At 44.2% G+C, this 13,087-nt stretch carries 11 protein-coding genes and 8 tRNA genes; 1 reads left to right on the forward strand and 18 read right to left on the reverse strand.

Annotated elements, in window-relative coordinates; all coding sequences use genetic code 11:
• Window positions 1-59 precede the first annotated feature (59 nt).
• The 4 genes from ABNN70_RS02800 to sigW form a co-directional block, all read right to left on the reverse strand.
• Complete coding sequence (locus tag ABNN70_RS02800) at window positions 60-1,418, reverse strand: CdaR family protein (protein WP_129930291.1); 1,359 nt, start codon at window positions 1,416-1,418, stop codon at window positions 60-62.
• Window positions 1,411-2,229 (reverse strand): diadenylate cyclase CdaA, encoded by an 819-nt coding sequence (cdaA, locus tag ABNN70_RS02805; RefSeq protein ID WP_353948714.1) that lies wholly within the window; start codon window positions 2,227-2,229, stop codon window positions 1,411-1,413. The genes ABNN70_RS02800 and cdaA overlap by 8 nt, the downstream gene beginning before the upstream one ends.
• A gap of 195 nt (window positions 2,230-2,424) precedes the next feature.
• Window positions 2,425-2,820 (reverse strand): zf-HC2 domain-containing protein, encoded by a 396-nt coding sequence (locus ABNN70_RS02810; RefSeq protein ID WP_353948715.1) that lies wholly within the window; start codon window positions 2,818-2,820, stop codon window positions 2,425-2,427.
• Window positions 2,817-3,401, reverse strand: a complete 585-nt coding sequence (gene sigW / locus ABNN70_RS02815) for an RNA polymerase sigma factor SigW (RefSeq protein WP_353948716.1) — start codon at window positions 3,399-3,401, stop codon at window positions 2,817-2,819. Before sigW ends, ABNN70_RS02810 begins: the two co-directional genes overlap by 4 nt.
• A gap of 138 nt (window positions 3,402-3,539) precedes the next feature.
• On the opposite strand from sigW, the gene ABNN70_RS02820 reads away from it, so the two are divergent.
• Window positions 3,540-3,692: an aspartyl-phosphate phosphatase Spo0E family protein gene (locus tag ABNN70_RS02820; RefSeq protein ID WP_353948717.1), complete on the forward strand. Its 153-nt coding sequence runs from the start codon at window positions 3,540-3,542 to the stop codon at window positions 3,690-3,692.
• 299 nt (window positions 3,693-3,991) lie between these two features.
• Here the strand turns inward: ABNN70_RS02820 and ABNN70_RS02825 are convergent, their stop codons facing one another.
• From ABNN70_RS02825 to ABNN70_RS02890, 14 genes are all read right to left on the reverse strand, one after another.
• A complete protein-coding gene (locus ABNN70_RS02825; protein ID WP_353948718.1) occupies window positions 3,992-5,590 on the reverse strand; it encodes a type I restriction-modification system subunit M in 1,599 nt (532 codons plus the stop codon).
• Between the two features lie 27 nt (window positions 5,591-5,617).
• A complete protein-coding gene (locus tag ABNN70_RS02830; RefSeq protein ID WP_353948719.1) occupies window positions 5,618-6,841 on the reverse strand; it encodes a restriction endonuclease subunit S in 1,224 nt (407 codons plus the stop codon).
• Window positions 6,842-6,936: 95 nt separating this feature from the next.
• Complete coding sequence (locus ABNN70_RS02835; protein WP_353948720.1) at window positions 6,937-10,146, reverse strand: HsdR family type I site-specific deoxyribonuclease; 3,210 nt, start codon at window positions 10,144-10,146, stop codon at window positions 6,937-6,939.
• Window positions 10,139-10,717 carry a restriction endonuclease subunit S gene (locus tag ABNN70_RS02840; protein WP_353948721.1) on the reverse strand — a complete coding sequence of 193 codons (579 nt, stop codon included), beginning with the start codon at window positions 10,715-10,717 and terminating at the stop codon, window positions 10,139-10,141. The genes ABNN70_RS02835 and ABNN70_RS02840 overlap by 8 nt, the downstream gene beginning before the upstream one ends.
• Before the next feature lie 213 nt (window positions 10,718-10,930).
• Window positions 10,931-11,003, reverse strand: a tRNA-Ala gene (locus ABNN70_RS02845).
• Window positions 11,004-11,009: 6 nt separating this feature from the next.
• Window positions 11,010-11,084, reverse strand: a tRNA-Gly gene (locus ABNN70_RS02850).
• A 50-nt stretch (window positions 11,085-11,134) separates the two neighbouring features.
• A tRNA-Leu gene (locus ABNN70_RS02855) sits at window positions 11,135-11,220 on the reverse strand.
• 6 nt (window positions 11,221-11,226) lie between these two features.
• A tRNA-Lys gene (locus tag ABNN70_RS02860) sits at window positions 11,227-11,302 on the reverse strand.
• Window positions 11,303-11,313: 11 nt separating this feature from the next.
• Window positions 11,314-11,398, reverse strand: a tRNA-Tyr gene (locus ABNN70_RS02865).
• A gap of 20 nt (window positions 11,399-11,418) precedes the next feature.
• Window positions 11,419-11,494: transfer RNA gene (locus ABNN70_RS02870), tRNA-Thr, on the reverse strand.
• A 7-nt stretch (window positions 11,495-11,501) separates the two neighbouring features.
• Window positions 11,502-11,574: transfer RNA gene (locus tag ABNN70_RS02875), tRNA-Val, on the reverse strand.
• Window position 11,575: 1 nt separating this feature from the next.
• A tRNA-Glu gene (locus ABNN70_RS02880) sits at window positions 11,576-11,650 on the reverse strand.
• 266 nt (window positions 11,651-11,916) lie between these two features.
• Entirely contained in the window at window positions 11,917-12,714 is a 798-nt protein-coding gene (locus ABNN70_RS02885; RefSeq protein ID WP_353948722.1) for a M15 family metallopeptidase, read from the reverse strand.
• Window positions 12,715-12,849: 135 nt separating this feature from the next.
• Entirely contained in the window at window positions 12,850-12,999 is a 150-nt protein-coding gene (locus tag ABNN70_RS02890; protein ID WP_353948723.1) for a hypothetical protein, read from the reverse strand.
• Window positions 13,000-13,087 lie beyond the last annotated feature (88 nt).

Raw genomic sequence — 13,087 nt, forward strand, 5'->3', positions numbered from 1 at the left:
GCATTATTTAGGGGGCTGTTGTTGATTTTATCGCGAAGAATTTTTACTCCTCAGAGCTGTTAACTGATGGTTACTTTCAGTTTCCCCGGGTTTGATACGGCAGTCATGCCTTCAGGGACGGCAACAGAAACCTGAACCTGGTGATCGCCCGTATCCAGACCTTTAAGATCCACTTCTGCACGAATGTCGTCCCTGTCCAGACGGTCCATGTCGGAAGCTTTTCCTGTGACTGAAACATCAACAGCACTGTTATGATCCAACGTGGCCCTGCGGTTATCCGACAGATTGGCTGCAGTCACAGGAACAGAGCTGAATTTCCTTGTTTCAGTACTGGCTTCGCTCTGCCCCGACGATGATGATGAACCGGAACTGTCCGATGATGAGCCAGAACTGCCCGATGAAGATGCGCCGGAAGATGATGATGATGAATCCCCATCCTGACCGGAAGCCGGCTTTTCAGAGGGAACAATGTGCACCGTCACTTTGACGGTTTTTGGCGTTACCTTTGTTGCACCCGGCGGTACGGGGACATTGACATTCACTGTTCGATCCTCTTTCAGACCATCAACAGATACAGACAGCGGTTCAATGGCCGTGATCTCATTCAGTGCATCTCCATCTTCAGCGAATACAGTGGCCTGTTTTTCTGAGAGCTCAAGTGAACTTACTGAATAACCATCGGCTGGCTTCCCTGTTGTAATACCCTGAATATCTAATTGTTTTGAGACTCTCGTAATCGGCACACGCACATGTACGGAGGACGGCGAAATATCCGTATTAACCTGGGATCCACTGTTATCGTAAGCGTGCAGTGAGATCATTTTGTCTACTGTGGAGTCCGCCCCTTTGAGGTTAACCACGCCTCTGACAAAGGCAATAGAATCCACCGTTTCTTTGCCTCCGGTAATCGTCACGCGCTGCTGATCGATAACTGGATCCCCGATCTGATAATCTTCACCTATAGAATCCTTATTCAGGATATCCACTGAGACCGGCATTTCTTTACTTGTCTTCTCCTGAAGCGTCACCCGTACCTTACGGGGAACAGGTGTCACCTTAAGTCCGCCCGGGAAGCCTTTCGTCTGAATCTGTACATCATAGGTTCCCGGCTTCATTCCTGTCATGTCAATAAATGCACTTTTACCTGCAAGCGGACGGGCCTTCAGAATCAGGTCATTTGAACCCGTCAGGCGCAGGTTGACCCGCTCAGGGGCTCCGCTGATCACGTACCGATCCGAGTCGTATCTCGCATCTAATTTTACGCTCATCGTCGTCTGCTGTGAACCATCAGCTGTTTTACTGACGTCCGAAGGGGCAGGAGGCTGACCGTTGCCTGCAGTCACAATGGCGTAAAGCATCATCGCAGTGACAAATGATATGATTTTTACAAACCAGTTGTTGTGCAGAAGTTTATCCATGATGTTTTCCTCTCCAGTTGAGAAATGAGGACGAAGCCGGTGCGGGATTGTTCAGTTCATGCTGCAGCATTTCTGACAGCTGTTCTTCTGATATTTCCCGGAACATTTCACCGTTTTTTGTCACCGTGATGCCGCCCGTCTCCTCTGAAACGACGACAGTCAGCGCATCGGTAACCTCACTGACCCCCATCGCCGCGCGATGCCGTGTACCCAGCTCTTTGGAAATAAACGGGCTTTCTGACAGCGGCAGGTAGCAGGCTGCGGCAATGACTTCATTGCCCCGGATGATCACTGCCCCATCATGCAGCGGCGTGTTCGGAATAAAGATATTGATTAATAACTGAGAGGTCAGATTTCCGCTGATCGGAATGCCGGTTTCAATGTAATCATTGAGCCCTGTCTTGCGTTCAATCGACATCAGCGCGCCAATTCGCCTTTTAGACATGTAAGAGGCAGCTTTAACCACCGACTCGATCATCTGTTTATGCTGCTCTTCGACAACTGTTCCTCTGGAAAACAGTTTACCACGACCCAGCTGTTCAAGCACGCGTCTGAGTTCCGGCTGGAAGATCACAATGATCGCGAACAGCCCATATGTAATCGCATTGTTCAGGATCCATTCGAGCGTTCTTAAATGAAACAGACTGCTCAGGAACCAGACCCCGACAATGAGCAATATACCCTTCGCAAGCTGAACGGCCTTTGTGCCCCGGATAATCATGATAACCTTATATATCAGATAACTGACAATCAGAATATCAATAATATCCGTAAGATAGTTTAAAATGTTGAAATGAGCCCATAAAGACATGGCTTTTCTCCTCCAAATCAGCCGTTCGTATCACGATATGAATACGGGGCCGGCGCAATCCTGTACGGCCCCTCAGGCAGACAACAGTAAAGTCCGAATGACTCAGCCGGAAGGTCAGGGTGCATCCGGACACCGTTCACTTCTATTTTTCATTCAGCAGTATGAATCAAACGTAACGGGAGCGGGGCTCCTCTTTCAGGAACGCTCCCCGGGCAGCTTAAGCATAATAAAATGGTCATCATTTTTCTCTGAAAGCTGGTTCTGCCGTCCCGCCCTAACCATAAGATAGGACACCGGAAGCGCGCAGACCACAACAGCCGAAAGCAGGGGATGACGGGATGTCCATGTCCGGATCGCATGCCTTTTTTCTGCGGGAAGGCGTTCCATCACGTGCTGCGTGAAGTCATCCGGCAGCCGCGGGCGGCTCAGCTGATGCAACAGTTCTGTTGACAGCTGAAGCTCGTGAAAATAATTCCGGCAGCTGTCACATGAGGCCAGATGCTGATCAAGCTCTTCCCTTTCACTTATCGTCGCCTCGCCATCCATTACTTTATTCATTAATGCAAGATATTTTTTATTAGAACACGTCATCGTTTCTCACCTCTTGAAGCCACCAGGGTTTTCCGCAGCATTTCCCGGCCGCGGTGGACACGGGTCTTGACCGTACCGATGGGAAGGTCCATCACTTCGCTTATTTCCTTCAGACTGAGTTCTTCAATGTATTTCAGGACCACAGCAGATCGATATTTTTCCGGAAGCTGTGCAATGCCGTGCTGAACCCACTGTTCCGTCTCACTGCGCAGCAGGTGTTTATCCGGGTGGGACGATTCATCCGGATCAGACAGCATCGTATTGAGTGACAGGCCATCCGTTCCGGGAACTTCAGCATCCAGGGAAACGCTGGCCTTCTTTCTGCGCAGGGAATCGATGGACAGGTTTGTCGCAATCCGGAAGATCCATGTAGAAAAGCGACGGTTTATGTCAAATCGATCAATATGGTTATAGGCACGAATAAATGTCTCCTGGGACAGATCTTCTGCTTCCTGACGATTTCCAACCATTCTGAAGCAAATATTAAATACGCTGTTCTTGTATCTGTCAACAAGTTCAGCAAAGGCCTGATGGTCTCCTTTTTTTACTTTTTTGATCAGCCGCTTCTCCTGATGTTCCATCCTGAACCTCTTTTGCAGCAATATTTTATACGATTTGAACCGGCGGAAGTTTCACCCTGACGGTTCACTATCTCACTTTGTTTCATTATTAACAAAACGGGTAACCTGATACTATACGACATATTCTGGAGGTGTCACATGAATAAGCCCCAATTGATCAGAAAAATTGAACAGGCCCGCAATCAAATGATTCTGGCCACGATCAGAGAGCCGCTTACTTCACGTCACGTTCAACACCTGAGTCGTCGACTTGATCAGTTACTGAACAAATATGATCACCTGACTAAATGATTCGTCAGTGCAATGAAATATACAGGCGCATGCCCATGCGCCATTTTTGTTTTTTTCATACGTTTTAGTCACAATGGATTAATCCAATTATACCATACCCCAAAGCGAAATTTTTACGATAAACAAGGGTTTTGACTTATCGAAAAGTATAAAAGGAAACAATCAGTTTACTTCTATACTGATAAAATGATCATCAAAAACTGATCGACAGCGAAAGCAGGTCTCCTGACATCAGGAGGCCTGTGATTTCGTCTATACGATAGCCATGCGAAAAGCAGCCTGCCACCTTCCCGCTTCATTCAGACGTTGACACCTAAAATCTTCAACTGTTCTTTAATGGTGGCCTCAAGTTCAGCAATTTCTTTTTTATCCTGATCCAGCTGTTTGATCACTTCATCCAGATCAATGGGTGGTTCTTCCTCAAAAGTGTCCACATAACGGGGAATATTCAAGTTGAAATCATTTTCTTTGATTTCATCAGGCGATGCAACATGAGCATATTTATCGACGTCTGCACGATTTTGGTACGTTTCAATAATTTTGTTGATATGCTCGCCCGTAAGTTTGTTTTGATTTTTACCTTTTTCAAACTCCTTCCTTGCGTCAATAAATAAAATATCTTTCGTTTTACGATTTTTCTTGAATACTAAAATCGTGGTTGGAATGGAAACGCCATAGAATAGATTCGCAGGTAAACCAATCACGGTGTCAAGATAATTCTTTTCAATGATTGTCCGGCGAATTCGCCCTTCAGCAGCCCCACGGAACAGCACACCATGCGGCAACACAATCGCCATCTTTCCGGTATCGTTCAAGTGGTAAAGGCTGTGCAATACGAAAGCATAGTCTGCTTTCGTTTTTGGAGCAAGCTTTCCGTATTCACTAAAACGCGGATCCTTCAGCTTCGTTTCACTATTGTCCCAGTGAGCGGAATAGGGTGGATTTGCGACCACGGCGTCAAAACTGCGTGGATGGTCGATGCCCTTTGCATCCGGTCCGTCCGGCCAATCACTTTCCAGCGTATCTGCATTATTTAACGTCATATTGTTAAAAGAAACACCGTGCATCATCAAATTCATGCGTGCCAGGTTGTACGTTGTCGTATTTTTCTCCTGACCGTAGAATTTAATCGCGCCAGGTTTATTTCCTCCCGGCAGCTCACCCTGAACGGTCAAAAGCAGAGAACCGGAGCCACAAGTCGGATCATATACAGAAAACGTACGGTCAGATTCTTCTACGCCATCCGTGACTATTTTGGCCAGAACCTTGCTGACCTCATGAGGCGTATAAAATTCTCCGCCTTTTTTACCCGCACTTGCGGCGAATTGACCAATTAGATATTCATAAATCGCACCGAGAATATCTTCTCCGTCTTCACCTTTATAGGCAATCCCGTTAATCAATTTGACGATACGGTTAAGCGATTTGGCACGTTCATTAGTCGAACTCCCAAGACGCGAGTCTCCCAAATTAATATCGTTGAATACACCATGGAAGTCCTGTACCGCCTCTTTATTCAGTCCGGCATTTTTATTGAAGTTATCAAAAATAGTCTGATAATCGCTTGGGATCACCTGGCTGTTATTGATTTTATTGATCAGCGATGCCCAGGTATCGTCCGGTGCAATCGCATAACCTAAACTTGATGAAATATCTTCTAAATATTCAGCCAGGTCGTCTCCTGCGGCCTGTTCTTTATAGGCGTCATTAATGGATTGACCGTTTGCCACATCAATCACATTATAATCTACCAGGTATTGCTCCTGATGTTCTGACAAATAACGATAGAACATAAATGCCAGGATGTAGTTTTTGTACTCTGATGCGTCCATATTTCCACGCAGTTCGTTTGCCATCGCCCAGAGCCGGCTGTTAATGCTTTGTAATTTTTTACTCATGTCTTTGATTTCCTTTCGATTTTGAATTTAAACAAACATTTGTTGCAACAAAGCTTTCTTTAACTTCTTGCAATGATCCAGCTCGCGCTGATGAAGAGTGATGAGGTGATCGAGATTCTTGAAGAAGGCTCCGATTTTCTGTTGTTCTTCAATGTTCAAAGGGATAGTAACCTTTAGCTTAAGGAAATCTTTTTTATTCATTACACGATTTCGACCAGCCCCTCCAGGAGATATGAACTCTAATTTTCTTCTAAATTCTTCTCGTGAAACTAAATAATGAAGGAAATTAATATCAGATTTCCCATCTGCTCTATAGGTAGGAAATCTATGTGACACTAATAATCCATTATCTGATTTATTTGCAATAGCGATTGCATGCTCCCAAGCAAAAGTAATATTTACAATTAAATCATTTTCTTTAACCACAAATAATTTATCCATAGCGACAGTTTTAGGGTCTTCAACCTTCTGATGAAAAGTACCTTTTGCATGTGATCTGACAGAAATTCTTTCATATGGATGATCAGGTTTTGGAACTTTGCGAATAACTTGAGTTACAAGATCATTTACCTTTCGCTGTTCCCAGGCGTGAGTAAATCCTGGAAAGCGAATTTCAGGAACATTTTCACCCTTTTTCGGAAACATTTTTTGCAGCAAACTTTTCTTCTCATCCTGCAAGTGATTTAACTTACGCTGATGAAGGGTGATGAGGTGATCGAGCCCTGCGAAAAAGGCACCGATTTTTTTTTGCTCATCTTTAATTGGAAATGGAAATTTCATATCTTCAAACGTTTGTCTTGAGATATAGAATATTGTTGAACCAGCAGATTCTAATCTCATTTTTTTTTGAACAGTCGAAGATTGAAAAAAAGTATATAGAAAATCTAAATCAAAATCTTCTTTAGGAACTAACCCAATAAAAGTTTGATTTGTGATCAAATCCCGTGTTACCACTGCAACAACCCCAAATGTAGCACTAGCAGAAACAATCAAGGAACCTTTAGGAATTATCCTTAAATTCATTTTCTTTATAGTTTCTTCCGACACATATTGCCCAGAAAGTGAATCATTCAAATACTTACCTTCAATATCTTCAATTCTGGTCCAAGGTATAGTTCCAGAGAATTCTTTTGGTTTATCGCGCATTGGAACAATGAAATCTGACATCACTTCTGAAAGCTTCCGCTGTTTCCAATCACCAGTGAAACCCGGGAACCTTATTTTGGGTACGTTTGTGTTATTTTCACTCATTATCATTGCCACCTAATCTTTTTATCTCTTTTGTCGTCTTAGATTCAAAACCGGGTTTTCACTTTCAACCCTCTCTTGCTGAGCCCGCAATAAAATCAATATTTTACAAGGTCATCAGCGAGTTCATAGATCGCTTCACGTAAACTATTACGGTACTTGATTTTTGAAAGTTTTTGGATGGCTCCGTCGTGTGCCATGGTCTTATAATTAGTGCTGGCCTGAGCGATAATATCTCGTATCTGACCGGTATCGTCCAGGTCCTGTAAACCATAGCGATGGCGACTGAACAGCTCACGCATTTGGCTGCTTGTAATAATATCCGTAATCCCCCACTTAACGCGGAAGTCTAAAAACATCCGGTCCAGACTGATCGTGTTTGCCTGTTGAATGATTTGTTCGCTGTCAGAAAGTTTCACAGGATATGTGAAATCAGCCCCATTCGGCGGGAAATGACCTTTGATAATCGCAAACGCAGCATTGATAATCCTGGACGCATAGTTTCGATCATCCAGACCATTCGCAAATTGTTTAATCTTCTCCTGCGTTTCCCGGGCTGCTTCAGTCTGTCCCTCGTGAACCTGGTTCAACAGTCGCTCAACCAGTTCTGTCAAATAATCATAATCGATTTTAACATCCTTGACGTGCGTCATTTTTAGTTCAATTTCGTATAAGGGAATTTTTTTCTCCTTAGAAATATGCTGCTTCAATTCGTTTGTCAGAACGGTTGTCAGCATCGTTTCCTGTTCAGAAGTCATACCTAATTTTTCAATCAATTCATCAGGGTGATCATAATCAAACCCTGTTTTTTCACCATTAACTTCATCAGGGTCGTATTGTTTCAGCTTTGCCATACCGGCATGATAATCACGTAACAAATTGAGCATATCCTCTTTTTGCTTTTCTGATGGCGGCAGCTGTTGAAATTCACGGGTTAACTGGCTAAGCTTTCCGACAACTTTTTTCACTTCATTAAACACTTCTTCAAATGACTTAGCGGTGAGCCCCTCTTTTTTATTAAACCGACGCCGATCATCGTCTGACAAATCGGCTGAATTTTTATTGGCGTATATGGCAAGTGCCCGATTCATCAATTTTTCATTTTGTGCCGGCCATCTGTAGTTGACCACGCGTCCCCAAGGTTTCTCCTGCATGTCGGCGATACGGTTTGTTCTGGAGTAGGCCTGAATAAGTCCTGCTCCTTTAAGTGTTCTGTCCACATAAAGCGTATTAAGTTCCGGTGCATCAAAACCCGTTAAGAGCTGATCGACAACAATCACAAGATCCAGGTAATTCTTATCCGTTGCCGACTTGTTCAAACGACTCGTCACATCTTGCGTGTACCCGGAGACATCATCCATACCAAAGGACGTGCCGAATTCTTCATTATAGGCTTTGATTGCATCATGCAGGCCCTGATTGGTCGGAAGCATATTGTCATTATTAGAAGCATTGAGGCTGAAGGTCACTGCAACTTTCAGCGTTTGGCCGCCATTCTTCCTGTGTTCAGCATTGACACGCTGAAATTCGTTGAAATACATCATCGCCATGGGCGTACTTGCTTTGCCACCCCCTACATGCGTCGTTAATAAGGCGTTATATTTGCCTTCATTTGAACGATTACGCCAGTTCTTGAAAATATCTTCAACCACTAATCGAACATGATCCGGGTTTTCATCATAGAAGCTTGGTTCAACTGCATCGTCCATATCTTCCTGCGACAAATTTTTAATCTTGTCTTTGATTTGCGCGTCTGTCCATTTGGGATAACGCTCACGATAGAATTTCGGTAAGTATTCCCTCTTCATCTGCTCTTCGTCAATGGTTGTTTCAAAATCAACTTTGAAGCCCAGGACGTTTCGATCGGCAATGGCTTCACGAATCGTATACGCATGAAGCAGCGGGCCGAAGATGTCTTCTGTACGAAGTCCGGTCGTCGTCTCATCAAACATTGGTGTTCCGGTATAACCCACCCATGCTGATTTTTTGAACGCTTTTTGAATCTTTGCGAAACTTTCTCCACCCGTAGACCGGTGCGCCTCATCGACAATAAAGACGATGTTTTTATCAGGCGCTTTGAAAGATGCCCGCTTAACAAGTGTCTCGAGCTTTTGAACACTGGTCACAATGATGTTATTGTCTTTACTTTTGAGTTTGCGATTTAAGTCTTTGGTATTATCCGTATTTTGAACACTTCCAAGTGCATCTTCTGTGCTGTCCGGATCATATGCCTGATAGTTTTCATTTGTTTGTTTCGTCAAGGCGATTCGGTCAACAACAAAAACGACTTTATCCACTTTAGGCATGCGACTGGCAAGCCATGCGGTTTTGAAACTTGTGATGGTTTTACCGGAACCCGTTGTGTGCCATATGTAACCGACCTTGTTCATTCCAAGTTCAAAATCAATGTGCTTCAGTTTTTCAATAACATTTTGCGTAGCATATACCTGGTAAGGACGCATGACTTTAAGCATCTGCTTATTTTTCGTCCCATCCAGAATCATATAATTCGTCGCCATTTGATGGGCCATTGGAATGCTAAGCATGGAATCCGCAAACTCTTTCCAGTTTCGTACGATGGTATTGTCGCTTTTACGCTGCCAGTTAAATGCAAAATCCTTATTGAATTTATCGGCCGTTGTATTGGCCATATACTTGACATTATTTGGCGTGATCGCAACTAAAATCTGCAAGGTTGAAAAAATATCGCGGTATTGATTTTCATCAGCATATTGATGCATTTGATTCAGTGCTTCATTCACATCATGCGTTTCACGCTTCTCTTCAATCTGAATAATCGGTAAACCGTTGATCATAAGTGTCGTATCGAAACGGCGATTTGGCTTACCGGTAATGACCGCCGGCCGTTCAATTTGATTGACTACCTGATAGACGGTATTGCCTGCCCCAATCTGTTTCTGATCGAATACGGTTAAGAAGACATGTCGCCCATCATCCAGATCAATCTCAATTTGCGATACACCGTTTAAACCGTATAAGAATTGCCCCGCTTCATAAGGCGTTTTAAGGTCGGAGATGATTTTCTTTACCTGATTAAATTCAACAGTACTTAGCGGATGATCAAGCGTGTTATGATTATGCTGTTCAAGAATGGCTTTAAAATTAGCCCAAAGCTGATCTGTCGTTTTGATTTGCGGTTCATATTTCCAGAGTTTCGTTTTAACCACGTAATCAAGCGGTTTTTCATGAACTGCAGAATCACCCGTTCTTTTTAAGTGTTCAGGCGCTGTAATGGTTCCACTGGTTATATACTGAATCAGTTCCGTTTCAAATCGGGTTTCATTCATCATAAGTAGCCTCCTCTAACCGTTTTAAAAGAATGACCTTCTCAGATTCTGCCACGCGATTTCGCAGCGCGTGCAAACGTAGCTGTTTAAAATAGACCTCTCCGATATTTTTCTGCTTTTCGATTGATGGAAGCTTTGGCATTTTAAGTTCTTTAAGCTGCCTCAACGTATATTTCAATACTTGTGAACCTTGCAGTCCGATCATCAATTGTTTTCGGATGGTCTTATTTTCATTAAGCAGATAAACCAGATATTTCGAGTCGATGTGATTCTCTGGATCGAGCCTCACATAATTTTGCGTGTAGAGATAATTTTCGTGAACTTTTCTTACCATAGAAGCGGTGCCTGAAGTCAGACTGAATACAACATCCCCGGCGTGCAACGTGTTCACTTTATCCCTTGTACGTATTTGTTTATTGTCGTTATCCGGCGAAACCATGCCAACCAGATCATCTGATAAATCGGTCTGACTGTAAAAATAGTAGAGCGGTGCCTGTTCATCGAAACTTTCAGTGAGCCGAAACTGTGGTGAGCCGCTGACCAGCTCAACCCTCTCACTTAATTTTTTCATAAACACCGTGCCTTTCTAAAATTACGTTTTTGATGATATAAATATATCATGGGAAAATAGATTTTGCAACATAAAATTTTAATTTCGCAAAATTACATTTTAAACAATAAAACATTCGCCGGCTGAAATCGCATAAGCTTTTTTGTACCACAACAAAAAAGCGATCATTTTGCTTCTTCGGCAAAATGATCGCTTCGTTCATATATTCTCCGATGGAGCCTAGCGGGATCGAACCGCTGACCTCCTGCGTGCAAAGCAGGCGCTCTCCCAGCTGAGCTAAGGCCCCATAATATGGAGCGGAAGACGGGATTCAAACCCGCGACCCCCACCATGGCAAGGTGATGTTCTATCACTGAACTACTTCCGCAAAATAAAGGGTGTATAAAAATGCCACCCATTTTAATAAATAAAGTAAAGTGCGGATGAGAGGACTTGAACCTCCACGCCCGGTAAAGGGCACTAGAACCTGAATCTAGCGCGTCTGCCAATTCCGCCACACCCGCATCATATGGTGGGCCATGAAGGCCTCGAACCTTCGACCCTCTGATTAAGAGTCAGATGCTCTGCCAACTGAGCTAATGGCCCACAGGTATAAGTGGTGGAGGGAGAAGGATTCGAACCTTCGTACCCTGAGGGAACGGATTTACAGTCCGTCGCGTTTAACCACTTCGCTATCCCTCCACGGTAAGCGCTGCAAACTATGGTGCCGGTCAGAGGACTTGAACCCCCAACCTACTGATTACAAGTCAGTTGCTCTACCAATTGAGCTAGACCGGCGAAATGATGGAGGATATAGGGCTCGAACCTATGACCCTCTGCTTGTAAGGCAGACGCTCTCCCAGCTGAGCTAATCCTCCATGGTGACCCGTACGGGATTCGAACCCATGAACCCACCGTGAAAGGGTGGTGTCTTAACCACTTGACGAACGGGCCATATCCTTTTTCTTTCGCAATCGACGTTCTTTATTATATCTAGAATGGACAGGCTTGTAAAGTAAAATATAAAAACTTATATTTTCTGAATATTACCAGGCTCTATCAGTCTGTTCTACATTCCCTGCCTTTATACCTGTTTTACACCTATCCCGAAAAGCAGAAATCCCGTCTCGCCACCTCACAGAACATTTACCACCCTGCTCATTTCGACCGCTCCCATGACACGGGCAAAGAGATGGATGAGCGAAAGGCTTTGGCTGTGATTATTTTGAAACCGGGACGTCGCCCAGATATTCTTCAAGCGCAAGTCCTCTCTTAAATATAGTGGTTGCAGCGGAACGTCCGACATATCTCAGATGCCACGCCTCATATTCATAACCGGTAATGGATTCTTTCCCTTTCGGATAACGGATGATAAATCCATATTCATGCGCATGCTGCGTGAGCCAGGCCGCTTCCCGTGTCCTGCCAAAAGCTTCAGTTGCCGCATATTGGCCGTTACGTCCTGATACATCAATGGAAAGGCCGGTTTCATGTTCGCTTGTTCCCGGGCGTGCGCTGTACGTCAATGCCTTTTTTTCTCCATCTTTGTTCACATAATAATTAAAAAGAGAGACCTGCGTCCGATGAGAACGATAAGCCGAGACGCCTGTCAGCCGGATCCCTTCCTTCTCTGCTGCGGCGAACATGTGCTCAAGCGCATGTGCCGCTTCCTGGCGCATTTTCCTTTTCTCAGATTTTCCGGAAAAAATGAAGGGAACCCGGGCATCAACCAGATTCTTTGGCACATAGCTGTCAGGCAGCTTGAAATATTTATTAACAAGAACCAGAGAGCTGTCCGGATCGGCGACAACATGGATCCCCTTCTGATTCATCGCAGACATTTCATGATCCTGTGTAGACGGGCTTGCTTCCTGACTTTGAGAAGACCGGTTTTCTGCTGATTTTTCAGCCGACTGCGACGCATGATCCGGCTCCTGATGAGATTGCGGAGCTGTGGTGCATGCGGACAGAGAAAGGAGCAGCGCTGCCGTCATTCCCATGAATCTTTTGAGTTTCAATATCACTGTACTCCTGTCTATCTTCAAAATTCTTTAAAAACTAATAAACCTATCATCTCACAAAACAGTCACAATAAAAAGGAACAATGAAGGGATACCACAATTTCCCACCCTTGTTCCGACTGCGTTATCCGCTTACCCGAAAATCAGTTTGACGTTAATGATGATTGAGATAGCAAGCGCACAATCAGTCAAGAGTAATTTACGGTTCAGACGGACGGTTTCCTCATGACGTTCCTGATCCGTTCTGGTTAATTGATGTTCCCGATATCCCCTGATCTCCATGATCTCAGCTCCTGTCCGGATTTCTCATACCATGATTCCCGTTTTCTCTGCTTTTATTCCTCATTTTCAGAATAAACGGCCAGTATAT

This window comes from Sporolactobacillus sp. Y61 (genome assembly GCF_040529185.1).
GTDB lineage: Bacteria > Bacillota > Bacilli > Bacillales > Sporolactobacillaceae > Sporolactobacillus.